General features: G+C 73.9%; 20 protein-coding genes. 13 read left to right on the top strand and 7 right to left on the bottom strand.

Annotated features, from left to right (window positions below; all coding sequences use genetic code 11):
* The first annotated feature begins 216 nt into the window (after positions 1-216).
* Positions 217-1,125 (top strand): TIGR01777 family oxidoreductase, encoded by a 909-nt coding sequence (locus J4E96_RS13605; RefSeq protein WP_227422635.1) that lies wholly within the window; start codon positions 217-219, stop codon positions 1,123-1,125.
* On the opposite strand, the gene J4E96_RS13610 is transcribed toward J4E96_RS13605, so the two are convergent.
* Genes J4E96_RS13610 through J4E96_RS13620 form a run of 3 tightly spaced genes read right to left on the bottom strand, consistent with a single transcriptional unit; the run spans position 1,103 to position 6,056 of the window.
* Positions 1,103-2,686: a protein kinase domain-containing protein gene (locus J4E96_RS13610; protein WP_227422636.1), complete on the bottom strand. Its 1,584-nt coding sequence runs from the start codon at positions 2,684-2,686 to the stop codon at positions 1,103-1,105. The genes J4E96_RS13605 and J4E96_RS13610 overlap by 23 nt on opposite strands.
* A 54-nt stretch (positions 2,687-2,740) precedes the next feature.
* Positions 2,741-3,772 carry a Gfo/Idh/MocA family protein gene (locus tag J4E96_RS13615; protein WP_227422637.1) on the bottom strand — a complete coding sequence of 344 codons (1,032 nt, stop codon included), beginning with the start codon at positions 3,770-3,772 and terminating at the stop codon, positions 2,741-2,743.
* 31 nt (positions 3,773-3,803) lie between these two features.
* Entirely contained in the window at positions 3,804-6,056 is a 2,253-nt protein-coding gene (locus J4E96_RS13620) for an MMPL family transporter (RefSeq protein WP_227422638.1), read from the bottom strand.
* On the opposite strand from J4E96_RS13620, the gene J4E96_RS13625 reads away from it, so the two are divergent.
* A complete protein-coding gene (locus J4E96_RS13625; protein ID WP_227422639.1) occupies positions 6,055-6,552 on the top strand; it encodes a MarR family winged helix-turn-helix transcriptional regulator in 498 nt (165 codons plus the stop codon). The two genes, J4E96_RS13620 and J4E96_RS13625, sit on opposite strands and share 2 nt — an antisense overlap.
* Before the next feature lie 10 nt (positions 6,553-6,562).
* Positions 6,563-7,222, top strand: coding sequence for a lipoyl(octanoyl) transferase LipB (gene lipB, locus J4E96_RS13630; RefSeq protein ID WP_227422640.1), 660 nt, complete (start codon positions 6,563-6,565; stop codon positions 7,220-7,222).
* Positions 7,223-7,256: 34 nt separating this feature from the next.
* On the opposite strand, the gene J4E96_RS13635 is transcribed toward lipB, so the two are convergent.
* Complete coding sequence (locus J4E96_RS13635) at positions 7,257-7,766, bottom strand: flavodoxin domain-containing protein (protein WP_227422641.1); 510 nt, start codon at positions 7,764-7,766, stop codon at positions 7,257-7,259.
* Between the two features lie 139 nt (positions 7,767-7,905).
* Here J4E96_RS13635 and lipA point away from each other — a divergent pair, with 139 nt between their 5' ends.
* Positions 7,906-8,907 (top strand): lipoyl synthase, encoded by a 1,002-nt coding sequence (lipA, locus tag J4E96_RS13640; protein ID WP_227422642.1) that lies wholly within the window; start codon positions 7,906-7,908, stop codon positions 8,905-8,907.
* A gap of 46 nt (positions 8,908-8,953) precedes the next feature.
* Positions 8,954-9,679 carry a DUF4191 domain-containing protein gene (locus J4E96_RS13645; protein ID WP_227422643.1) on the top strand — a complete coding sequence of 242 codons (726 nt, stop codon included), beginning with the start codon at positions 8,954-8,956 and terminating at the stop codon, positions 9,677-9,679.
* Positions 9,680-9,691: 12 nt separating this feature from the next.
* Here the strand turns inward: J4E96_RS13645 and J4E96_RS13650 are convergent, their stop codons facing one another.
* Positions 9,692-10,093 carry an RDD family protein gene (locus J4E96_RS13650; protein WP_227422644.1) on the bottom strand — a complete coding sequence of 134 codons (402 nt, stop codon included), beginning with the start codon at positions 10,091-10,093 and terminating at the stop codon, positions 9,692-9,694.
* 137 nt (positions 10,094-10,230) lie between these two features.
* Here J4E96_RS13650 and glnA (J4E96_RS13655) point away from each other — a divergent pair, with 137 nt between their 5' ends.
* The 5 genes from glnA (J4E96_RS13655) to J4E96_RS13675 all read left to right on the top strand — a co-directional run bounded on the left by glnA (J4E96_RS13655) (position 10,231) and on the right by J4E96_RS13675 (position 14,949).
* On the top strand, positions 10,231-11,655 hold the full coding sequence (glnA, locus tag J4E96_RS13655) for a type I glutamate--ammonia ligase (protein ID WP_227422645.1): 1,425 nt from the start codon (positions 10,231-10,233) through the stop codon (positions 11,653-11,655).
* A gap of 407 nt (positions 11,656-12,062) precedes the next feature.
* Positions 12,063-12,857, top strand: coding sequence for a class I SAM-dependent methyltransferase (locus J4E96_RS13660; protein ID WP_227422646.1), 795 nt, complete (start codon positions 12,063-12,065; stop codon positions 12,855-12,857).
* Positions 12,858-12,906: 49 nt separating this feature from the next.
* Positions 12,907-13,371, top strand: a complete 465-nt coding sequence (locus J4E96_RS13665; protein ID WP_227422647.1) for a hypothetical protein — start codon at positions 12,907-12,909, stop codon at positions 13,369-13,371.
* Positions 13,372-13,446: 75 nt separating this feature from the next.
* A complete protein-coding gene (locus J4E96_RS13670; protein ID WP_227422648.1) occupies positions 13,447-13,755 on the top strand; it encodes a hypothetical protein in 309 nt (102 codons plus the stop codon).
* A 480-nt stretch (positions 13,756-14,235) separates the two neighbouring features.
* Entirely contained in the window at positions 14,236-14,949 is a 714-nt protein-coding gene (locus J4E96_RS13675; RefSeq protein WP_227422649.1) for a hypothetical protein, read from the top strand.
* A gap of 25 nt (positions 14,950-14,974) precedes the next feature.
* On the opposite strand, the gene J4E96_RS13680 is transcribed toward J4E96_RS13675, so the two are convergent.
* Entirely contained in the window at positions 14,975-18,013 is a 3,039-nt protein-coding gene (locus tag J4E96_RS13680; protein ID WP_227422650.1) for a bifunctional [glutamine synthetase] adenylyltransferase/[glutamine synthetase]-adenylyl-L-tyrosine phosphorylase, read from the bottom strand.
* Positions 18,010-19,347: a type I glutamate--ammonia ligase gene (gene glnA / locus J4E96_RS13685; RefSeq protein ID WP_227422651.1), complete on the bottom strand. Its 1,338-nt coding sequence runs from the start codon at positions 19,345-19,347 to the stop codon at positions 18,010-18,012. The genes J4E96_RS13680 and glnA (J4E96_RS13685) overlap by 4 nt, the downstream gene beginning before the upstream one ends.
* A 108-nt stretch (positions 19,348-19,455) precedes the next feature.
* Here glnA (J4E96_RS13685) and J4E96_RS13690 point away from each other — a divergent pair, with 108 nt between their 5' ends.
* Genes J4E96_RS13690 through J4E96_RS13700 form a run of 3 tightly spaced genes read left to right on the top strand, consistent with a single transcriptional unit; the run spans position 19,456 to position 23,065 of the window.
* Positions 19,456-21,150 carry an NAD+ synthase gene (locus tag J4E96_RS13690; protein WP_227422652.1) on the top strand — a complete coding sequence of 565 codons (1,695 nt, stop codon included), beginning with the start codon at positions 19,456-19,458 and terminating at the stop codon, positions 21,148-21,150.
* Positions 21,147-22,055, top strand: a complete 909-nt coding sequence (gene panB / locus J4E96_RS13695) for a 3-methyl-2-oxobutanoate hydroxymethyltransferase (RefSeq protein WP_227422653.1) — start codon at positions 21,147-21,149, stop codon at positions 22,053-22,055. The genes J4E96_RS13690 and panB overlap by 4 nt, the downstream gene beginning before the upstream one ends.
* Positions 22,052-23,065 (top strand): endonuclease/exonuclease/phosphatase family protein, encoded by a 1,014-nt coding sequence (locus tag J4E96_RS13700; RefSeq protein ID WP_227422654.1) that lies wholly within the window; start codon positions 22,052-22,054, stop codon positions 23,063-23,065. The genes panB and J4E96_RS13700 overlap by 4 nt, the downstream gene beginning before the upstream one ends.

The raw sequence follows: 23,065 nt of genomic DNA on the forward strand, positions 1-23,065 counted from the left end.
CCCGACTCCCGACCTGGAGCTCTGAAGGCTGGAGCCCTGAAGGCTCTGATCTGCAGGCTCTGATCTGCAGGCTCTGATCTGGACTGCGGCGGGGCGATGCCCGCCGTCGCGGTCGAGGTCGCGTTCGCCTCTGCGACGCCGATCCCCGACACCTCCGCCACCCGCTCCAGCCGCCACGCCGTGGCACCCCACGCGATCGCATCTAGGCTGGGTGACATGCGCGTCGTCATCGCCGGCTCCAGCGGCCTCGTAGGTACCGCCCTTGTCACCTTCCTCTCCGCCCAGGGCCACGACGTGCGCCGCCTCGTGCGCCGCGCGCCCGCGTCCCCGGACGAGATCCGGTGGGACCCGGACACCGGACGCCTCGACCCGAGCGACCTCGAGGGCGCCGACGCCGTCGTCAACCTGGCCGGCGCGGGCGTGGGCGACCACCGCCTCACCGCGACGTACAAGCGCGTCGTGATCGACTCGCGGACCCGGACCACGACCCTGCTCGCACAGACCATCGCCGGGCTCGCGACCCCGCCGGAAGTACTGCTCCAGGCCTCCGGGATCGGCGCCTACGGCCTGCTCGCCGGCCGCGGCGACGAGGTGCTCGACGAGTCGACCGCGCTCGGCGACACCTTCTTCGCGGGCGTGGTGCGCACCTGGGAGGGCTGCGCAGCGCCGGCCGAGGACGCCGGCGTGCGGGTCGCGTACCTGCGCTCGGGCATCGTGCTCGCCCCGCGCGGCGGCGCTCTCGGCCGCCTGCTCCCGCTCGTGCGCGCGGGCGTCGGCGGCCCGCTCGGCTCCGGCCGCCAGTACTGGAGCTGGATCACCCTGACCGATGAGGTGGCCGCGATCGCGCACCTGCTCACCGCCCCGGTTGCCGGGCCCGTGAACTTCACCTCGCCCGAGCCCGCGACCAACGCCGACCTCACGGCCGCCCTGGCTCGCGCCGTCCACCGCCCGGCGGTCATCAAGGTCCCCGCCTTCGCGGTGCGCCTGGCGATCGGCGAGTTCTCGCAGGAGGTTCTCGGCTCGGTGCGGGCGGTCCCCCGGGCCCTGTCGGCCAGCGGGTTCACCTGGACCCACCCCGGCATCGCCGACGCCGCGCGCTGGGTCACGGCGCGGCCGCCGCAGTAGCACCCTCGAGCACCTCCGCGACCCGCCAGCCGGCCGCGGTCCACGCGAGGCTGAGCACCACCGACCGGGCGGGCGCCGCGGGAACCTCGACCGGGGCCCCCTCCCCCACCGGGACCCGCCGATGCGCCGTCACCGCCGAGGTGACCTCGACGCGGGCCTCCGCGGCCGCCGCGCCCTCCGCGCCCTCCGCGGCGGCCGCGCCCTCCGCGGCGTCCCGTTCGCCGTCGACCCGGCGCGCGGCGAGCACCGATACGGACAGCCCCTCCAGGCGCTCGCCCGCTCCCGCGAGGGTGTCGAGCAGCGCCCGGTCCGCGCGGTGCGCCCCGCCGCCCTCGATGTCGACGTCGACGAGGCCCGCGGGGTCGCCGCTCGCGAGGACCGCGGCCCGCCGCTGCGTCAGGGCGACTGCCGCGGCCACCGGGTCCGGCCTGGCCGCCGCCGGCGCTGGGCTGGAGGCCGCCGCCGGCGCTGGGCTGGAGGCCGCCGCCGGCGCTGGGCCGGCGCCCGGCGCACCGGCACGCAGCGTGGCGAATCCCGCAGCGCCGAGGGCGACGGACCCGAGCACCGCCGCAGTCGCGGCCACGGTCCACGCTCGTCGAGACCGGAACCGGGTCCGCTCGCGCGAGTGCGTCCGCCCCGCCGTGCGCACCGATCCCGGGCTCGGACGGGCGGCGAGCCGCGCGAGCGCGGTGCGGGCAAGCACCGCCGCGTCCGGGACTGCGATCGGCTCGGGCGCCGCGGCGGCGTAGCACCGCGACGCGAGCTCGGCCGCCGACGGCCGCTGCCCGGGCCCCTCGGCGCAGGCGCGCGCGAGCACCTCGCGCAGCTCCGGCGCGCCGTCAGGCCCGAGGGCCGCGAGAGCGACGCGCCCGAGCGCGAACACGTCGGCGGCGGGTGTCGCCGGCTCGCCGCGTGCGAGCTCCGGGGCCGCGAACCCCGGTGTGCCCCCGCCCGGGCGCGCGGCGGCCGCGCCGAGAAGGTCCACGAGCACCGGCCGCCCCTCGGGGCCGACGACGACGTTGGCCGGGGAGACGTCGCCGTGCACGAACCCGGCGTCGTGCAGCGCCGCGAGGGCCTGCGCGGCGGGAACTGTCAGCGTGACGACCTCGCCCGCGGTCAGCGGCGGTCGCGCCGAGAGCAGCGCTGCCAGGTCGGTGCCGGGCACCTCGGCGACGAGCACCGCCCAGCGGTCGGCACGGCCCGGCGGGGCGCCCGGCGGGGCGCCCGGCGGGGCACTGGTCGGGGCGCCGGGCACGGCGCCGTCGTCCGCAGCGGCCGAGTCGGCCGCACCATCGACCGGGACGATCGCCACGATCTGCGCGAGGTGCTCGTGCCGCACCGCGCGCAGCGCGCCGAGCCGGTCGGTCAGGCCGGGTCCGGCGCCCCGCGGGCGAGCCGAGAGCAGCGTGACCACGACGCGGCGCCGGGCCGCCGGGCCGTCATCGCGCCCGACGGCGGCCCACGCCGGGCCGTGCGCACCGATCCCGACGGGGCCACCCAGGCGGTACCCGGCGCGCACCATCGCGGCGGCGAGGTCGCTCGGGATGGCGTCGCGCTCCATCTCGCCATCGAACCGCGCCCCGGCGGGCCGGCGACGTTGTCCACAGGCGGCACGTCAGCCGAGGTCGACGACTCGCCGCTCGCGCGCGCTGGCCGTGGCGGCCTCGAGCACCTGCGCGGTGCGTACGGCGTCCGCCGGGTCGACCGGCACCAGCCCGCCGGCGCGGACCCACCGGTCGACGGCGATGTAGAAGTCGACGTGACCGCCGGGCGCCCGCGGCACCGCGGTGCGCTCGGCGCCGCGCACGAGCCAGCCCTCGTGCCCGTCGACGCCGCCGGGTGCGGCCTCGTCGAGGGCCGCGAACGGCGTCGGCTCGCCCTCGAACGACGTCACCAGGTAGGCGCCGCGGCTACCGAGCACGCGGGTCCGCGGGCCGGGCGCGCCGGCCAGCCCGCCCGCCATCAGGTGGCTGACGACGCCGCCAGGGTGCTGCAGGGCGAGGAAGACGTCGTCGGGCGCCGGCGTGGTCAGGGCGCGGATCTCCGCGTAGACGCTCGTCGCGGGCCCGAAGAGCTGGACCGCGGAATCGACCAGGTGCGCGCCGAGGTCGAGCAGGAGGCCGCCCGAGACGAGGTCGTTCTCGCGCCACCGGTCCTTCGGGACGGGCCGGAACCGCTCCCAGCGCCGCTCGAACCGGTGCACGGTCCCGAGCGCGCCGTCGGCCAGCAGCGCGCGCAGCGTGAGCTGCTCGCTGTCCCAGCGCCGGTTCTGGAAGACGGTGAGCGGCACGCCCGCGGCGGCGGCGGCGTCGACCACGGTGCGGGCACCGGCGGCGTCGGGCGCGAGCGGCTTGTCGACGACCAGCGGGACGCCCGCGCCGATCAGCGCGAGCGCGTTCTCGACGTGGTTGCCGGTTGGGCTCGCGACGACCACGACGTCGAAGTCACCCGCGCGCTCGAGCAGCGCCGCGACGTCGGCCACCACGTCGACGCCGGGCCAGTCGCCGCGCGCCGCGGCCGCCCGCTCGGGGTTGCGCACCACGACGTGCGTGACCGCCGCCCCGGCGGCGCGCAGCAACCGCGCGTGGATCCCCCGCCCGGAGTCCCCGTACCCGACGATCGCGACCCGCAGCTGCCCAGAAGTCATCCAGCCACCCTATGCACCCGAACGCTGGGGTTCAGCGCAGCCGGGCGGGCCACCAGACGCGCGGGCCGATGTCGTGCACCAGCGCAGGGACGAGCAGGCTGCGCACCACGAGCGTGTCGATCAGCACGCCGAACGCGACGATGAACGCCAGCTGCGCCAGGAACGCGAGCGGGATGATGCCGAGCGCCGCGAACGTCGCCGCGAGCACGACCCCGGCGGACGTGATCACCCCGCCCGTCACGGCCAGGCCGCGCAGCACGCCCTCACGCGTGCCGAACCGCAGGGACTCCTCGCGCACGCGCGTCATCAGGAAGATCGAGTAGTCGACGCCGAGCGCGATGAGGAACGTGAACGCGTACAGCGGGACGGACGGATCGGCGGCCGGGAAGTCGAGCACGTGGTTGAACACGACGGCCGAGACGCCGAGCGCGGCCGCGAACGACAGCACGTTGGCGCCCGTGAGCAGCGCGGCGGCGATGACGGAGCGCAGCAGCAGGGCGAGGATGACGAAGATGACCAGCAGCACGACCGGGACGATCACCTTCAGGTCGCGCACGCTCGCGTCCTGGGTGTCGAGTGTCTCGGCGGCGGCCCCGCCCACGAGCGCGTCCGGCGCGACGTCGTGGACGGCGCCGCGCACGTCACGCACGGTCTGCACGCCCTCCTGCGAGTCGGCGGATGCCTCGGTGATCACGTCCACCCGGATCAGGCCGTCGACGACGACGGGCTCGGCGGCCTCGGCGCCGGCGGGGGGCCCGGACGTCTGCGCGCCGGTGAAGTACGCCGCGGACGTGACGCCCGCGACCTCCTGCGCGGCGGCGAGCACGGCCGCCGCCTCCGCCTCGGGGGCGATCACGACTGCCGGCTGGACCGCGCCGGCCGGGAAGTGCTCGGCGAGCTGCTCCTGGCCGGAGACGGCGTCGACGTCGGTGAGGAACACGTCGGCCTGGCTCGAGCCGCCCGCGCGCAGCGTCGGCAGGAACGCCGCGCCTACGGCCAGCGCGAGCGCGGTGAGCACCCAGACGCGGCGCGGGTTTCGCCCGATCGTGCGGGCGAGGCGGCCCCAGCCGCCGGACATCAGCTCCGCCGTCGGGATCGTCCCCTCGACGAAGTCGGCGCCGCCGGCATGGGCCGCGACGTCGACCGGCCGGGGCACCCGCGGCCAGAACACCGCGCGCGAGAACCGGCCGAGCACGAGCAGGAACGCCGGGAGCAGCGTCAGCACGGCGACGAACGCCGAGACGATGCCGATCGCGCCGACCGGTCCGAGGCTCTTGTTCGACGCGAGGTCGGACAGGGTCAGGCACAGCAGGCCCGCGATCACCGTTCCGGCGCTCGCCGCGATCGGCGCGATCGACACCCGCAGCGCGCGGCGCATGGCCGTCGCGGGGCTCGCGATGTGCCGCAGCTCCTCGCGGTAGCGCGCCACCAGCAGCAGCGCGTAGTCCACCGACGCCCCGACGACGAGGATCGAGAGGATGCCCTGGGTCTGCCCGTTGAGGGTCAGCGTGCCGTTCTTGGCGAGGTGGTAGACGACCAGGGCCGCGGCGCACAGCGCGAACACCGCGGTGATGATGACGACGAACGGCAGGAACGGCGAGCGGTACACCACCACGAGGATGAGCAGGACGGCCCCGAGGGCGACGAGCAGAAGCACCACGTCGATCCCGCCGAAGGCCGTGACCAGGTCGGCGACGAACCCGGCCGGGCCGGTGACCCATGCGTTGAGCTCGAGCTCGCCGGCGTCGGACGCGCTCGCCCCGAGGTCCGCGCTCAGGCCGTCGCGCACCGCGGCGACGACGGCGCCGACGACGCCCTCGTCGTCGGCCAGCGTGCCCTCGGCCGCCTCCCCGTCGAGGGACAGCGGGATCAGCAGCGCGGCGTCGTCCTCGGACGGCGCGACCACGGGATCGGCGGTCAGCACGTCGCCGACGGCGGCGGGGTCCCCCGCTGCGGGGTCCGCCCCCGGGATGGGCAAGTCGGCGATCTCCCCGGCGAACTGCTCGACCGCGGCGAGCTGCTCGGGCGTGATGACGTCACCCGACGCCGAGGTGAGCACCACGAGCGCGGGCAGGGTCGGGTTCGCCACGAACGCGCGGTTCAGCTCGGCCGCGCGGGTCGACTCGGCCGAGGCCGGCAGGAAGGTCGCGGCGTCGTTGCTCTGGACCTGGGACAGCTGGCCCTGCGCCATGCCGCCGAACGCGCCGATGCCGAGCCAGACGCCCAGAGCGACAACAATGGCTACGGCCCGCAGGAGCGTGGCTCCCCTCGAATTACTCAGCATGCTGAGTATCATGGGCAAGGACCGGCCTGAGAGCAAGTGGGGAGGGCGCGTGGCGCAGGACATCTCGCGGTGGCCCACCGGCCGGATGCTCTCCAGCGCGGCCCGCCGGGTCGAGCGCGAGTGGAACGCCCACCTCGCCGGCTGGGACCTGAACCACGCGAGCCTCCCCGTCCTGGTGCTGCTCGCGCAGCGCGACCACTCCCAGCGCGAGCTCGCTGCGGCGACCGGTGTCACCGAGCAGACGATGAGCCGGATCCTCGCGCGGATGGAACGCACCGGGTACCTCACGCGCGTACCGCATCGCGACGACAAGCGCCGGCACGTCATCTCACTGAGCCCGGCGGGCCTGGCCACCATGCGTGAGGCGGCGGATGTCGGCGTCGCCGAGGCGATGACGACCCGCGGCCTGAGCGCCGAGCAGGTCGTCCAGCTGCGCGAGCTGCTCACGGTGATGATGCGCGAGCCACCCGAGGCCGGATCCGACACCGGCGGCTAACCTGGGCAGCGTGCTGTTCGTCGAGCTCGACCTCGGTTCCCGCCTCGCTGACTACCGCGAGACCTGGGACCTGCAGCGCGGGCTCCACGCGCAGGTCGCCGCAGGCAGCTCGCCCGACACGGTGCTGCTGTGCGAGCACGAGAGCGTCTACACCGCGGGCCGACGCACGGCGACGACCGACCGTCCCGTCGACGGGACTCCCGTCGTCGACGTCGACCGCGGCGGCAAGATCACCTGGCACGGCCCCGGACAGCTCGTGGGCTATCCGATCGTGCGGCTCGGCGACCCGGTCGACGTCGTCGCGTACGTCCGGGCGCTTGAGCAGGCGCTGATCGAGGTGTGCGCGGGGTTTGACCTCGAGGCGATCCGCGTCGAGGGCCGCAGCGGCGTCTGGTTCCCCGCCGACGGCGCGCGCCGCGAGCGCAAGGTCGCCGCCGTCGGGATCCGCGTCGCGCGCGGCGTGACGATGCACGGCTTCGCCCTGAACTGCGACCCCGACCTCGCGGCGTTCACGCGGATCGTCCCGTGCGGCATCCCGGACGCGGACGTCACGTCGCTGTCCGCCGAGGCGGGCCGCCCCATCACGATCGCCGACGTCGTCGCGCCGGTGCGCGAGCGGCTCGACCACGCGCTCGCGCCCCAGCTCGCCGTCGGCCGCGCGGCCGCCTGAGCCTGCGCCCGCGCCTGCCGCGCCCGCGCCTGCCTCAGCCGCGCCCGGCGCGCGGGCGAGCGTGCAGCTTCGCGGCGATGGACTCGGCCCACAGGTCGATCTCCTCGAAGTCGCGGTAGTCCCCCGGCTTCGCGCCGACCATCGCGACCAGCCCGCGCTCGGCCATGCCAAGCTCGCTGCGCTCGACCCGGCCGCCGAACTCGTGCTGGCCGACGGGCGCGAGGCGCCGCACGAGGTAGCCGACGTCGTCGGGCCGCTCGGACGGGCGCGGCGGGTTCCCGATCGGGCCCGACCAGAACAGCCAGAGCGCGACCTCGGCGAGCTGCGCCTCGAACCGGTCCGCGAGCGCGCGGACCGAAGCCGTCAGCCGGCCGACGTAGACGGCGGACCCGAGCACGACGGCGTCGTACTCGTCGATGCTCGTCACGTCGTCCGGGTCGAGGATCGTCACCCCGTGCCCGGCGCGCTCGAGCACCTCGGCGATGGCCGCCCCGATCTCGCGCGTGGACCCGTGCCGCGAACCGACCGTTACGAGAACCTGCATGGCCTGCGCCTCCTCTGCCTCGGGCGGCCGCTCCGTCGCATGCCCCCTGCAGTCCAGGCTGGGCACGGGTTTGCCCGCTCGCGCGGGCCAGAAGTCCCAGGTCGGGACGTTCTGCGGGCGCTGACGTAGGCTGACGAGCGTGACCATCGCACCCGAAGGACGGCGCATGCTCCGGGTCGAGGCCCGCAACGCTGCGACCCCGATCGAGAAGAAGCCGGCGTGGATCAAGACCCGCGCGACGATGGGACCGGAGTACTCCGAGCTCAAATCCCTGGTCAAGCGCGAGGGCCTGCACACGGTCTGCGAGGAGGCCGGCTGCCCGAACATCTTCGAGTGCTGGGAGGACCGCGAGGCGACCTTCCTCATCGGCGGCGACCAGTGCACGCGCCGCTGCGACTTCTGCCAGATCGACACCGGCAAGCCCGCCGACCTCGACACCGACGAGCCGCGTCGCGTCGCGGAGTCGGTCGAGGCGATGGGCCTGAAGTACGCGACGATCACGGGCGTCGCGCGCGACGACCTGGCCGACGGCGGCGCGTGGCTCTACGCCGAGACCGTCCGCCAGATCCACACCCGCAATGCCGGGACCGGCGTCGAGCTGCTCATCCCCGACTTCAACGCGATCCCCGAGCTGCTCACCGAGGTGTTCTCCTCTCGCCCCGAGGTCCTCGCGCACAACCTCGAGACCGTGCCTCGCATCTTCAAGCAGATCCGCCCCGCGTTCCGGTACGAGCGCTCGCTCTCGGTGTTGACCTCGGCGCGCGACGCCGGGCTCGTGACGAAGTCGAACCTCATCCTCGGGATGGGCGAGACGACCGCCGAGGCGGCCGAGGCCCTCGCTGACCTGCACGCGGCCGGCTGCGACCTCGTGACGATCAACCAGTACCTGCGCCCGTCGGTGCGCCACCACCCCGTCGACCGGTGGGTCCGGCCCGAGGAGTTCGTCGAGCTGTCCGCCGAGGCCGAGCGCCTCGGCTTCCTCGGCGTCATGGCCGGGCCGCTGGTGCGCTCGTCCTACCGCGCGGGCCGGCTGTGGGGCCAGGCGATGCGCCGGCGCGGGCAGGAGATCCCCGCGGCGCTCGCGCACCTCGGCGAGGCGCGCACGTCGCGCCAGGAGGCCGCGAGCCTGCTCGCCCGCTGACGCGAGGGCGGGAAGTCCGTCGTCGCGCCCACTAGACTCTCGAACCATGGCCCGTCAGAGCACTGGGGCGAGCGAAGCCGCCGCCAAACCCGAAAAGCCGAAGAAGATCCGCTGGTACAAGCAGGTCTGGCAGGCGTACCAGATGACCCGGAAGCAGGATCCCGCGGTCACGTGGCTCATGCTCGCCGCGTTCTTCGGCGTACTCGCCGTCGCGCTGCTCATCGGGTTCTGGTGGGGTCACTGGGTCTACATGCTGGTGCTGGGCCTGCCCTTCGGCGCGCTCGCTGCGATGTTCATCCTCGCCCGCCGCGCCGAGACGGCCGCGTACTCCCAGATCGAGGGTCAGCCCGGTGCCTCCCGCGCCGCGCTCGGCACCATCCGGCGTGGCTGGAACTTCCCCGAAGAGCCCGTCGCCGTCGACCCCCGCACCCAGGACCTCGTGTTCCGCGGCATCGGCCGGGCCGGCATCGTCCTGATCAGCGAGGGCCCGCGGGCGCGGGCCACCAAGCTCCTCGAGGTCGAGCGCAAGCGCACCAACCGCGTGCTCCCGAACGTCCCGGTGACGCTCATCCAGAGCGGCGACGACGAGGGCCAGGTACCCCTGCGCAAGCTGCCGCGCACGGTCCAGAAGCTCAAGTCCACCCTCACGGCGCAGGAGACGGCCGAGATCACCAAGCGCCTCACGGCTCTTGGCGCGGTTCGGCTGCCGGTCCCGAAGGGCATCGACCCGATGCGCGCGCGCCCGGACCGCAAGGGGATGCGCGGGCGCTGAGGCTGCGCCTGCTCAGAGCCGGACGACGACCGTCCCGGCGGCCCGGTCGTGCAGGCCACGGCCGTCTGGCCCGGTGAGCACCGCGGGCAGCACGAGGCACAGCAGCGCGGTGCGCAGCGCGGCCCGCCCGAGCCCGACGGGTCCGGGCGCGCCAACCGGCCGGACGTGGATCCCGAGCAGGCGGTGCCCGAGGGTGTGCCCGAGGGTCCCCACGAGCGCCACATGCTCGAGCGCGAAGACGCCGAGCGTCGCGAGCGGGTCACCCCCGAAGAACGCGCCCGAGATCGCCAGGCAGAGCAGCCAGTCGACCGTGAGCGCGACGACGCGACGCCCGAGCGGAGCCTGCCGGCTCGGGCCCTGAGCAGGGCTTCCGGGCCCGGTCGCCCAGGATCCGAGGTCGTCCCGCGTCGCCACACCAGTAGCCTAGCCAGCGGGCGCGCGTGGGATGCAGCGACGTAACACGGCGGAAACACGAGGTACACCGACGGGAAACGACGCACCCATAGCGTCTAGCACGCCCGTACCGGGCAACCCGAACCGAGGAGCAGCGGATGTTCAGCAATGCCGAGGAAGTTCTGAAGTTCATCGAGGAAGAAGACGTCAAGTTCGTTGACATCCGTTTTTGCGACCTTCCGGGTGTGATGCAGCACTTCAACGTGCCTGCCTACTCGCTGCCCGATGACTTCTTCACCGAGGGCCAGATGTTCGACGGGTCCTCGATCCGCGGCTTCCAGGCCATCCACGAGTCCGACATGAAGCTGATCCCGGACGTCACGACGGCGTACCTCGACCCGTTCCGCGTCGAGAAGACCCTCAACATCAACTTCGCGATCGTCGACCCGTACACCAACGAGCCCTACAGCCGCGACCCGCGCCAGGTTGCTGCGAAGGCCGAGGCGTACCTCAAGTCGACCGGCATCGCCGACACCGCGTTCTTCGCCCCCGAGGCCGAGTTCTATATTTTCGACGACGTCCGGTTCGAGACGAAGTCCAACTCCGCGTCGTACTTCGTCGACTCGAGCGAGGCGGCCTGGAACACGAACCGCGTCGAGGAGGGTGGCAACCTCGGGCACAAGATCCCGTACAAGGGCGGCTACTTCCCCGTCCCCCCGGTCGACTCGTTCACCGACATCCGCGACCAGATCTGCCTCGCCCTCGACGCGCTCGGCCTGCAGATCGAGCGCTCGCACCACGAGGTCGGCACCGGCGGCCAGCAGGAGATCAACTACCGCTTCGACGAGCTCGCGATCTCGGCCGACAAGGTCCAGCTGTTCAAGTACGTCGTGAAGAACGTCGCGCACCGCAACGGCCGCACCGCGACCTTCATGCCGAAGCCGCTCTTCGGTGACAACGGCTCGGGCATGCACGTGCACCAGTCCCTGTGGAAGGACGGCGTGCCGCTGTTCTTCGACGAGAAGGGCTACGGCGGGCTGTCCGACATGGCGCGCTGGTACATCGGTGGCCTGCTCAAGCACGCGCCGTCGCTGCTCGCGTTCACGAACCCGACGGTGAACTCCTACCACCGCCTGGTCCCGGGCTTCGAGGCGCCGGTCAACCTGGTGTACTCGGCCCGCAACCGGTCCGCCTGCATCCGCATCCCGGTCACCGGCTCGAACCCCAAGGCCAAGCGCATCGAGTTCCGCGTGCCGGACCCGTCGTCCAACCCGTACCTGGCCTTCGCGGCCATGCTGATGGCCGGCCTCGACGGCATCCAGAACCGCATCGAGCCGCCGGAGCCGGTCGACAAGGACCTGTACGAGCTCCCGCCCGAGGAGCACGCCGCGATCCAGCAGGTTCCCGGCAGCCTCGGCGAGGTCCTCGACGCGCTCGAGGCCGACCACGACTACCTCACGGCCGGGAACGTCTTCACCCCCGACCTGATCTCGACGTGGATCGACTACAAGCGCACGCAGGAGATCGACCCCATCCGGCTGCGCCCGCACCCGCACGAGTTCGAGCTCTACTACGACTGCTGATCGCTCGGGAGCTCTAGCCTGCGGGAACGCATCCGAGGCAGCTTCGTAGTCAGCAGAGAGTCCGCACGCGCCGCCAGCGCTGCTCCGACGGCGGCGCGTGCGGACTTTTCTGCATCTGAGGGCGCGTCTTCAGTTGTGGTCCGGATCGGTGCCTCTGACACGCAGATCCCGACCACAACTCGCCGAGACTCGACGAAGGCGACTCGCCCCCCGAGACAGAGGAGCAGGACCGCCTCGAGCGGGCAGGAACGTACGAGGCAAGAAGCGCGAGCGGTCGCTGCCCAGCCATACAGCGAGGCACTGCGTTTCGGCAGGCTCCGAGGTCCGACGCCGCAGCTGTCGATAGTCTCCGAACGCGAGGGGCAGGCACGGACTGCCCAGCCCACATGCACAGGACGGGGGCCGTGATGACTGCGAGGCGCGACGACGGCAGCGCCGGCGACGCCGACTACGGCCAGATCGGCGCGTCGTACGCCGCCTACCGCCGCCCCGACCCGAGGATCGCGGCGGCCATCCTCAGCGCCGTGGGGTCGGCACGCACGATCCTCAACGTCGGTGCGGGCGCCGGGTCGTACGAGCCGGTCGACCGGCAGGTCACGGCGGTAGAACCCTCGGAGTCGATGCGCGCCCAGCGCCCGACCGAGCGAGCAACCGCCGTCGACGCCACCGCCGAGAACCTGCCGTTCCCCGACCGGTCGTTCGACGCCGCCATGACGACGTTCAGCATCCATCAGTGGGGCGACCTCGACGCGGGCCTGCGCGAGATGCGGCGCGTCACCCGTGGACCCGTCGTCATCCTGACCTGCGACCCGGCCCTGCTCGACCGCTTCTGGCTCGCGGAGTACGCCCCGGGCGTCATCAGCGCCGAGGCTGGCCGGTACCCGCCGATCGCCGCCATCGCGCGCGTCCTGGGGGACGTCGAGGTGACCGGCGTCCCGATCCCGCTCGACTGCGTCGACGGGTTCAACGAGGCCTACTACGGACGGCCTGAGGCCCTGCTCGATCCGCTGGCGCGCACCTCGTGCTCAGCGTGGAGCTTCGTGGACGAGCGCACGGCCGCGGCGTACGTCGACCGCCTCGCCGCGGACCTGGCCGACGGCGGCTGGGACCGCCGCCACGGCGACCTCCGGACCCAACCCACGTTCGACGGCTCGCTCGTCCTGGTGGTCAGCCGACCCGCGGCCACTCCTCGGGTGCCGTGAGCCGAGTCCGCCCGGGAGCCCGCCCTGACGCGCGCGTATCGTTCGCGCGGTGTCCGACGCCGCTGCCCCTGCCGCTGGGCGCAGTTTCCTCACGCGCCGCCTCGTGCTGTCGTGGTTCGTCGGCGCGGCGTTCGTGGGATTTTCGCGCTATCCCTACGCGGCTGCCCTCGCGGGTGGTTGGCCGCTGGCGTTGGTCCGTACCGCCGTCCTCGCCAGCGCTTCGATGGCGACGCTGGCCTTCGCGCACGGCGTGACCCCCGGCAGCACCCGCGCCGACCGCTTCCGTTGGGGCCTCGGCGTGACCGCGGCTGCCTTCATGCTGTCTGCCCTGATGGCGTCGACCTGGTCTCAGTTCGGGGGCGACTACTTCGCCCCGCTGCTCGGGTGGCGCGTGCTCGGCGGTGGCGTGTTCGTGCTGTGCAGCGCCGCCGCGACCCGCCATACCGCAGTGATCGCGCGCTCGGGCGTGCTCGGACTGCTGGTTCTCGCAGGGATCGGCCACGCGCTCGGCTGAGCGAGAAGCGCAGCCTGGACACCGGCGCGGCGCACGCGAAAAGCCTCCCAGGAACTCGGGCGTCAGGGGTCACGAGTGATCTACCAACGCGAGGCGATGTGGCTCGGGTTCGATTCCGCGAGCCCGGGCGCCCTTCAGATCGGCATCGGCAGGGTGTGCGCAATCAGCGGCGCGGACTGGAGCGACGAGCTCTCCACCGCGCCGCAGAACTACGTGCCGCTGCCCGAGCAGCCCTGGCTCGACGGCATCAACTCCGGCAGCGGGGAGATCCGTCAGTTCGTCGCCGTCCCGCTCGGTCTGGGCGCAACGATCGAGGGACAGGTCACCGGCTCGGAGGTCCACCGGCCGGCGCGGCGATGGGCCTCTGCTCGGGCGGAAGGATGAAGCAGGAGGTCTACGCGGACGACCGACCCCTGGACGACTACGACGAGCCGTCGGCGCAACGGATCTTCGGGCACCTGTGCTCGCCCGCCCAGTGGACCGCGATCACCGGCGAGACGCCGCCGGCGACTCCCCTGGACCGCGAGGCGTACGTCCGTGCCGGGCTGCCGTGGTTCGACTACTTCGACGCCGACGCGCGCGACCCGGCTCCCGCGGCGAAGCTCGCCCGTTTCACGCCGGTCGGTGAGCTGTTGATGGAGGAACCCGAGCCGTTCACCCCCGTGCACCCGCACTCGGTGGTGACGATCAACGACCCGTCGAGTGTTCTGGTGACGCCCGGCCCTGCGGTCCTCACGACCAATTGTGACAAAAGGCCCCGCCAGGGCTGGTGCGCGCGGTCAGTTCGGCGCACAGTAGGGAGCGAAGTTCTGGATGTCTACGTAGAGCCGATCTCCTTCGTCCCGTCGTCCCCGGGGGTGCCCCATGCTCCGTCAGAACCTTCCGCCCGACTACATGCCGGTGCTCTCGCGCGGACGCCACCGCAAGCCCGCCCGTGGGGCGTGCTTCATGGAGTTCGCGTCCTTCCTCGCCGGGGAGAAGTGGAGCGACCACCCCGCGTGCACCCATCCCCTGCTCGCCACGCTCGCCCGGAACGTCAACGACCAGATGAGCGACGAGGGGCGGCAGCGGCTGCTGCAGCTCGTGCCGTCCGTCGTCGGCTTGACGAGCACGGACCCGGAGGTGGACATCCGGCTCGCGATGCTGTGCGCGATGCAGGCGCTGCCCTACGTCGCTGCCGACACGCAGCGGGTCCTCGCCGTCGGCATCCTCTCGGCCGAGCGGCAGCTCGCGCTGCGCGAGGGCCGCGGTCCGTCGGACCTGACCCCGGCCGGAGCGGCCGCGCTCGCCTCGGCGCCGCACGCCACGTCGTGGGCGCGGAGCTTCAGCTTCGGGATCGAGCCCTCGTCCGGCGCCTTCCATGACTCGGGCGCGCCGAGCATCGTGTGCTGCGCGATCCTCGGCCTCGCCGCGGCGGCGGTCCCGGACCGCGACGAGCTGCTTCGTCAGCTGCTGACCAGCGGGATCGCGCTGGTCGAGAGCATGAGCACGGTCGACGCCGCGTCCGCCGCCCCGACCGCCCCCGCAGTTCCCAGCGACGACGTCGCAGCCCCGCGCCGCAGGTTCGCCTCGGCCTGAGCCTGCTCACCAGCCTGGTCAACCGTCAGGCGTAGAAGATCCGCTCCATCACGGCCCGCGCCCGTCGGGCCGAGCGCAGGTACGTCTCCTCGAGCTCGCCACCCGAGCCCGCCGGGTAGCCGAGTACGCGCGCGAGCCCGGCGAGCGCGAAGCGATCGTGCGGCAGCTGGTCCGCCTGGGCGCCGCCGGCCCGGCCGGACCAGAGCACGATCGCGTCGCGCAGGCGAGACGCGAGCAGCCACGCCTCGGTCAAGGTCTCCGCGTCGTCGGCGTCGACTAGGCCCGCCGCGACGGCAGCGCGCAACGCCGCGAGCGTCGACGTCGTGCGCAGCTCGGGGACGGCGTGCGCGTGCTGCAGCTGGAGCAGCTGGACGGTCCATTCGACGTCGGCGAGCCCGCCGCGGCCCAGCTTGAGGTGGCGCGCCGGCTCGACGCCCCGCGGGAGGCGCTCCGCCTCGACGCGCGCCTTGATGCGGCGCACCTCGCGAACGTCGGCCGGGTCCAGCCCGCCGCGCGGGTAGCGCAGCGGGTCAACCAGCCGGGTGAACCGCTCGCCGAGCTCGGCGTCGCCCGCGACGGGCCGCGCGCGCAGCAGAGCCTGGCTCTCCCACGGGGCCGACCAGCGCTGGTAGTACTCGACGTAGGAGGCGAACGACCGGGCGAGCGGCCCGTTGCGGCCCTCGGGCCGCAGGTCGGCGTCGACGTCGAGCGCAGGCTCCGGGCCGACCTCGCCGAGCAGCTGGCGGAGCTTGGTCGCGACCGACAGCGCGTACTGCTGCGCGAGCGTCTCGTCCTGGCCGGGGACCGGGTCGTGCACGAACATCACGTCGGCGTCGGAGGAGTAGCCCATCTCGCGCCCGCCGAGGCGGCCCATCGCGACCACGAGCAGCCGCGTCGGCGGCGCGGCGAGCCCCCGCTCGGCGCACGTCTCCGCTAGCGCGATCCGCAACCCGCCCGCGAGCACCACGTCCGCCGCGCCCGACAGGCTCTCGGCTGCGGAGGTGCCGGTCACGACGCCGAGCACGTCGGCGGCGCCCGTCCGCGCGAGCTCCCGGCGCCGCAGCGCACGGAGCGCGTTCGCCGCCGGCCGCGGCTCGGTTGCCCGCGCGAGCACGGCGTCGGCCTCGGCGGTCAGGCGGTCGATCTCGCGCGGCGTCAGATCGGCGTTGGCCGCGAGCCACGCCACGGACTCCGGGGAGCGTGCCAGCGCCTCGGCGACGTACCGCGACGTCGACAGCACCCGCGCGAGCCGCGACGCGGCCGTTCCGGAGTCTCGCAGCAGGCGCAGGTACCAGTGGGTCGAACCCAGCGTGTCCGACAGGCGACGAAAGTTGAGCAGGCCGGCGTCGGCGTCGGCGCCCTCGGCGAACCAGCCGAGCATCACCGGCAGGAGCTGGCGCTGGATCGCCGCGCGGCGCGAGACGCCCTCGGTCAGCGCGACGATGTGCCGCAGCGCGCCGACGGGGTCGCGGTATCCGATCGCGGCCAGGCGCGCGCGCGCGGCGTCGGGCGCCAGGCTCGCCTCCGCGGTGGACAGCTGCGCCATCGCCGGCAGCAGGGGCCGGTAGAAGAGCTCGAGGTGCAGGTCCCGCACCTCCCGCCGGACGCCGCGCCAGCGCTCCATGAGGCCCTCGGCGCCCTCGGAGCGCATCCCGACCGACCGGGCGAGCCGGCGCAGGTCCGCCTCCGCCGTCGGCATGAGGTGGGTCCGGCGAAGCCGGTAGAGCTGGATGCGGTGCTCGAGCGCGCGCAGCAGGCGGTAGCAGACCGCAAGCCGGGCCGCGGCCTCGCGCCCGACGTAGCCGCCCGCCGCGAGCGCGGCGAGGGCGGTCAGGGTGCTGGGGCTGCGGATCGACTCGTCGGCGCGCCCATGCACGAGCTGGAGCAGCTGGACGGTGAACTCGACGTCGCGGAGCCCGCCGATGCCCAGCTTGAGCTGGCGGTCGGCCTCGGCCGCCGGCACGTGCTCCTCGACGCGGCGGCGCATCGCCTGCGAGTCGGCGACGAAGTTCTCGCGCCCGACGGCGTTCCACACCATGGGGTTCATCGCGGCGACGTACGCGTCGCCCAGGGCGCGGTCCCCCGCGACGGGGCGAGCTTTGAGCAGCGCCTGGAACTCCCAGGTGCTCGCCCACCGTTCGTAGTACGCGCGGTGGCTGTCGAGGGTGCGCACCAACGGGCCGTTCTTGCCCTCGGGGCGCAGCGCGGCGTCGACGGGCCACAGCGAGGGCTCGCCGGACGGGTTCGTGCAGGCCCGGGCGAGCCCGGTCGCGAGCCGCGCGCCGACGACGAGCGCGTGCTGCTCGTCCACGCCGTCGGCGGGCTCGGCGACGTAGATCACGTCGACGTCGCTCACGTAGTTCAGCTCGCGCGCGCCGCACTTGCCCATGCCCAGCACGGCGAGGCGTACGCCCGCCCCGTGGTCGTCGAGCTCGGAGCGCGCGAGCGCGAGCGCGGCCTCGAGGGCGGCGCCGGCGAGATCGGCGAGCGCCGCCGCGACGCCGGGCATCCGGGTGAGGGGCTCCCCGCAGGTGAGGTCGGTCGCGGCGATGCGCAGCAGCCGGCTGCGGTAGGCCCGCCGCATGGCGTCCCAGCCGTCGGGGCCGCCGAGCGCGGCGACCGGCACCGCCGCGTCGGGATCGGCGCCGACGGCGACGAGGAGCTCGGCGCGCACGACGGCGACGGGGACGCCCGTCCCGAGGCTCGGGTCCGCGATCACGGCGAGCTCGTCGGGGTGTGCCGCGAGCGTGTCACCGAGCGCGATCGAGGCGCCGAGCACGGCCAGCAGGCGGTCGCGGCCCGGGCCCGGGACGGTGACCGCGGCCAGCAGCCGACGGTCCGCCGGCCGGTCGGCCGCCCCGGCGATCCGGGCCAGCGCGAGCAGCGCCTGGTCCGGGTCGGCGACGTCGCCGAGCGCCGCGAGGAGGCCGCCGGGGTCGGTCTCGGTGACGTCCCCGATCACGGCGACGAGCGCGGCGTCGGCCAGCATGCCCTCCGCGCGGCGCGCGTCGGCGAAGCCGAGCCGCGTGAGGCGGCCGGCGACCGTGCCGCCGCGCGGGCTCACAGGATCGGCAGGAACTTCTGCAGCTCGAACTGGGTGACCTGGCCGCGGTACTCGTCCCACTCCCGGCGCTTGTTGCGCAGCACGAAGTCGAAGACATGCTCGCCGAGGGTCTCGGCGACCAGCTCGGAGCGCTCCATGATCGAGATGGCCTGGTCCAGGGACTGCGGCAGGGGCTCGATCCCGAGCGCGCGACGCTCGGAGTCGGTGAGCTCCCACACGTCGTCCTCCGCGCCCTCGGGCAGCTCGTAGCCCTCCTCGATGCCCTTGAGGCCGGCGGCGAGCAGCACCGCGAACGCCAGGTACGGGTTCGCGGCGGAGTCGAGCGCGCGGTACTCGACCCGGCTCGACTGGCCCTTGCCGGGCTTGTACATGGGCACGCGCACGAGCGCCGAGCGGTTGTTGTGGCCCCAGCAGACGTAGCTCGGCGCCTCGGCGCCGCCCCACAGCCGCTTGTAGGAGTTGACGTACTGGTTGGTCACCGCGGTGATCTCGGGGGCGTGCTTGAGCAGGCCGGCGATGAAGCTGCGGGCCACCTTCGAGAGCTCGTACTCGTTGCCCGCGCCGTGGAAGGCGTTGCGGTCGCCCTCGAACAGGGACAGGTGCGTGTGCATGCCCGAGCCGGGCTGGTCGACGAGCGGCTTCGGCATGAAGGAGGCGAAGACGCCCTGCTCGAGCGCGACCTCCTTCACGACGGTCCGGAAGGTCATGATGTTGTCGGCCGTGGTCAGCGCGTCGGCGTAGCGCAGGTCGATCTCGTTCTGGCCCGGCCCCGCCTCGTGGTGGGAGAACTCGACGGAGATCCCCATCGACTCGAGCATCCCGATCGCGGACCGCCGGAAGTCGTGGGTCGTGCCGCGCGGCACGTGGTCGAAGTACCCGCCCTGGTCGACCGGGACGAGCGGCTGGGTGAGGTCGGTCGGGCTCTCGAACAGGTAGAACTCGACCTCGGGGTGCGTGTAGAAGGTGAACCCCTGGTCGCTCGCCTTCGCGAGGGCGCGCTTGAGGACGTTTCGCGAGTCCGCGAGCGACGGCTCGTTGTCGGGGGTGAGGATGTCGCAGAACATCCGGGCCGTGCCCTGGCGCTCGCCGCGCCACGGCAGGATCTGGAACGTCGTCGGGTCGGGTCGGGCGATCATGTCCGCCTCGTAGACCCGGGTCAGCCCCTCGATCGAGCTGCCGTCGAACCCGATGCCCTCGGAGAACGCGGACTCCAGCTCCGCCGGCGCGATCGCCACGGACTTGAGGATCCCGAGCACATCGGTGAACCAGAGACGGATGAAGCGGATGTCCCGCTCCTCGACCGTGCGGAGCACGAACTCCTGCTGCCTGTCCATGGGCCCATCCTGCCCGATGGAAGTTTCTCCGGGCGACACACGCGCCGAACGCCGTGCGGCGGCGCCGCGATACCGGCGGCCGGGCGGCTTGGTCATAGGCTCGGGCGCATGGCTCCCATGCGCATCGCGCTCGCCCAGATCGACACCTGCGTGGGTGACCTCGAGGCCAACACCGAGGCGATCCTCGCCTGGACCCGGCGGGCGGCGGCCGCCGGCGCCGACCTCGTGGCGTTCCCCGAGATGACCGTGACCGGCTACCCGATCGAGGATCTCGCCCTGCGCGCCTCATTCCGCCGCGGCGCGGAGGCGGCGTTGCAGGCGACCGCCGCCCGGCTGGCGGCCGAGGGCCTCGGCGAGGTCGTCGTCGTCGTCGGGACGGTCGGGGAGCACACCTCGCGCGAGCACGCCGGCGCTCCGGCCCGCCCCACGAACCAGGCGGTCGTCCTCGCCCGCGGCGCCGTGCACGAGCGCTACGACAAGCACCACCTCCCGAACTACGGCGTGTTCGACGAGTACCGCATCTTCGCCGCCGGCGTCGACCCCTGCGTGCTCGAGGTCAAGGGCCGCCGCGTCGGCCTCGTGATCTGCGAGGACCTCTGGCAGGACGGCGGCCCCGTCGCCGCGATGGACGACGCGCAGATCGAGCTGCTGCTCGTGGTCAACGCCTCGCCGTTCGAGGAGGGCAAGACCCATCAGCGGGTCGAGCTCGCCGCCCGGCGCTCGCGCGAGGTCGGCGCCCCGGTCGCGTACGTGAACATGATCGGCGGCCAGGACGACCTCGTCTTCGACGGCGGCTCGTTCGTGATCGCCGCAGGCGGCGCATTGCTCGCCCGGGCGCCCCAGTTCGTCGAGCACCTGCTCGTGTGGGACCTGCCCGACGCGGCGACCACCACGGCGGCCCCCGCGCCGGCCGCCCTCGCGCCGCTGCTCGACCCGGACGAGGAGATCTACCGCGCGGTCGTCACCGGGCTGGCCGGGTACCTGCACAAGAACGGGTTCCGCTCGGTCGTGCTCGGCCTCTCCGGCGGCATCGACTCCGCCCTCGTCGCCGCGATGAGCGCCGACGCGATCGGCGGCGAGAACGTCGTCGGCGTCTCGATGCCCTCGCGGTACTCGTCGGACCACTCCAAGGACGACGCCGCCGACCTCGCCAAGCGCCTCGGCGCCGACTACCGCGTGCAGCCGATCAAGCCGATGGTCGACGCGTTCGAGGGCGAGCTCGGGCTCGAGGGCGTCGCGGCCGAGAACCTGCAGGCGCGCGTGCGCGGCATGATCCTCATGGCCCTGTCCAACGCCGAGGGCCACCTCGTGCTCGCGACGGGCAACAAGTCCGAGCTCGCGGTCGGGTACTCGACGATCTACGGCGACGCCGTCGGCGGCTACGCCCCGCTCAAGGACGTGGACAAGTCCCGCGTGTGGGCGCTCGCGCGCTGGCGCAACAACGCCGCCGTCGACGCGGGCGAGCTGCCGCCCATCCCCGAGAGCTCGATCACGAAGCCGCCCTCGGCCGAGCTGCGGCCCGGCCAGGTCGACCAGGACTCGCTGCCCCCGTACGACCTGCTCGACGAGGTGCTTGACGCCTACGTCGAGCACGCCGAGGGCCGCGCCGAGCTGCTCGCGCGCGGGTTCGACCCCGAGGTCGTGGACCGCGTGCTCGCGCTGGTCGACCGCGCCGAATGGAAGCGGCGCCAGTACCCGCTCGGGCCGAAGGTCACGGCGCTGGCGTTCGGCCGGGACCGTAGGCTGCCCATCACCACGCGCTGGCGAGAGCCGTCGGCACCCACTCAGGAGCAGGTTCGATGACCGAGTCCGCCGCCGGTTCGCCGGCGTCCTCCCACAAGTCCGCCGACCCCGCGCCCGCTCCCGCGCGGGCGTTCCCGACCGCCGTCCCGAACGCGCCGGCCAAGCCCAAGCGAGTGCGCGTGCACCACCTGCGCGAGGCCAAGGACCGCGGCGACCGGCTGACGATGCTCACGGCCTACGACTACCCGACCGCGCGGATCTTCGACGAGGCCGGGATCGACCTGCTGCTCGTCGGCGACTCGATCGGCAACGCCATGCACGGCAAGTCGACGACGCTGCCGGTGACAGTGGACGAGCTCATCGTCGCGGTCCGGGCGGTCTCGGTCGCGTGCGAGCGCGCGCTCGTCATTGCCGACCTGCCGTTCGGCTCCTACGAGGCCTCCCCCGAGCAGGCGCTCGCCACGGCGGTCCGCATGCTCAAGGAGGGCGGCGCGAACGCCGTGAAGTTCGAGGGCGGCAAGCGGGTCGCGCCCCAGGTCCGGGCCCTGACGAACGCGGGCATCCCCGTCGTCGGGCACCTCGGCTTCACCCCGCAGTCGGAGAACCTGCTGGGCGGCAAGCGCGTGCAGGGCCGCGGCGACGACGCCGCCGAGCGGCTCAGCTCGGACGCCGTCGCGCTGCAGGAGGCCGGCGCGGTCGCGGTCGTGCTCGAGATGGTCCCGGCGCCGCTCGCCGCCCAGGTCACCGAGATCCTGCGGATCCCGACCATCGGCATCGGCGCCGGTCCGGACTGCGACGGTCAGGTGCTCGTCTGGCTCGACATGGCCGGGATGGGCGACTGGTCCCCCAGCTTCGCCAAGCAGTTCGGCCAGGTCGGCGCCGCGCTGCGCGCCGCGGCGGTCGCCTACGCCGACGAGGTCCGCTCGGGAAGCTTCCCGGATCGCGGGCATTCCTTCCTGCAGTGACCCCACCCGGCCGCCCGCGGCGTGACCGCCGGCGCGTCGTGCGCCAGGTCGTGCGCGCCGCCGGGCTCGGCGTCGGGATCGGCGCGGGCGTCCTGCTCGCCTTCGGGCGCCCGACGGGCCTGACCGGCGCGGCCGGGTTCGCGCAGGCGATCTCGTTCCGCGCCGTCCTCGCGTTCGCGCTCGCCGCGGCCGCAGCGCTCGCCGCGGCGCTGCCCGGCCGACGGCGGCGGGTCGGCCTCGTCGCGGTGCTCGCCCTCGCGGCGCTCCTGCAGGCGGTCGTGCTCGCCGACCGCGGGCTGGTCCCCGCCGGCGTGGCCGCGGGCCCCGCGCCGCGGGACGGGCTCGTCGTCCTCGCGGCCAACACCGAGTCCGGCGCGTCCGCGGCGGACCTCGCCGACCTCGTGCGCGCCACGGGCGCGAACGTGGCGGTGCTGCCCGAGACGACCCGCGCGGTGGCCGACGACGTCGCGGCCCGGCTCGCGGCGTCGGGCACCCCCATGCAGGTGCTGAGCAGGCAGAGCTCCGACCACGTGGCGTCGGCGACGGCGCTGCTCGTGGCCGCGACGCTCGGGACGTACGCGATCGACGGCGTCGCGGACACCGCGCTCGCCTCGTTCACCGCCGTGCCGGTCGACGGCTCGGGGCCGACGCTCGTCGCCGTGCACGCCACCCCGCCGGCCGCGCGCGCCGCGATGGACCCCTGGCGCCGAAGCACCGCCTGGGCGACGGCCGTGTGCCGCGACACCCGCGACGTCGTCGTCGCCGGTGACTTCAACGCGACCCTCGACCATCCGGCGTTCGCCGCGCTGGCCCCGTGCGTCGACGCCGCCGAGGCGGCCGGTGCCGCCGGCCTCGGGACCTGGCCGTCGTCCGCCCCGCGGCTGCTCGCGACGCCGATCGACCATGTGCTCGTCGACGGCCGCCGCTGGCGCGTGCTGTCGTTCGCCGTGCTCGACGCGGTGCCGCGCAGCGACCACCGCCCCGTGGTCGCCCGGCTCGCCCGCCGCTGA

It is taken from the genome of Pengzhenrongella sicca (assembly GCF_017569225.1).
GTDB classification, from domain to species: Bacteria; Actinomycetota; Actinomycetes; order Actinomycetales; family Cellulomonadaceae; genus Pengzhenrongella; species Pengzhenrongella sicca.

What these genes read in the sequence shown, in the direction of transcription:
- J4E96_RS13605 (WP_227422635.1), top strand. Translation starts at nt 217, where the DNA reads ATGCGCGTCGTCATCGCCGGCTCCAGCGGCCTCGTAGGTACCGCCCTT.
- J4E96_RS13610 (WP_227422636.1), bottom strand. Translation starts at nt 2,686, where the DNA reads ATGGAGCGCGACGCCATCCCGAGCGACCTCGCCGCCGCGATGGTGCGC.
- J4E96_RS13615 (WP_227422637.1), bottom strand. Translation starts at nt 3,772, where the DNA reads ATGACTTCTGGGCAGCTGCGGGTCGCGATCGTCGGGTACGGGGACTCC.
- J4E96_RS13625 (WP_227422639.1), top strand. Translation starts at nt 6,055, where the DNA reads ATGCTGAGTATCATGGGCAAGGACCGGCCTGAGAGCAAGTGGGGAGGG.
- J4E96_RS13620 (WP_227422638.1), bottom strand. Translation starts at nt 6,056, where the DNA reads ATGCTGAGTAATTCGAGGGGAGCCACGCTCCTGCGGGCCGTAGCCATT.
- J4E96_RS13635 (WP_227422641.1), bottom strand. Translation starts at nt 7,766, where the DNA reads ATGCAGGTTCTCGTAACGGTCGGTTCGCGGCACGGGTCCACGCGCGAG.
- J4E96_RS13645 (WP_227422643.1), top strand. Translation starts at nt 8,954, where the DNA reads ATGGCCCGTCAGAGCACTGGGGCGAGCGAAGCCGCCGCCAAACCCGAA.
- glnA (WP_227422645.1), top strand. Translation starts at nt 10,231, where the DNA reads ATGTTCAGCAATGCCGAGGAAGTTCTGAAGTTCATCGAGGAAGAAGAC.
- J4E96_RS13660 (WP_227422646.1), top strand. Translation starts at nt 12,063, where the DNA reads ATGACTGCGAGGCGCGACGACGGCAGCGCCGGCGACGCCGACTACGGC.
- J4E96_RS13675 (WP_227422649.1), top strand. Translation starts at nt 14,236, where the DNA reads ATGCTCCGTCAGAACCTTCCGCCCGACTACATGCCGGTGCTCTCGCGC.
- glnA (WP_227422651.1), bottom strand. Translation starts at nt 19,347, where the DNA reads ATGGACAGGCAGCAGGAGTTCGTGCTCCGCACGGTCGAGGAGCGGGAC.
- J4E96_RS13690 (WP_227422652.1), top strand. Translation starts at nt 19,456, where the DNA reads ATGGCTCCCATGCGCATCGCGCTCGCCCAGATCGACACCTGCGTGGGT.
- panB (WP_227422653.1), top strand. Translation starts at nt 21,147, where the DNA reads ATGACCGAGTCCGCCGCCGGTTCGCCGGCGTCCTCCCACAAGTCCGCC.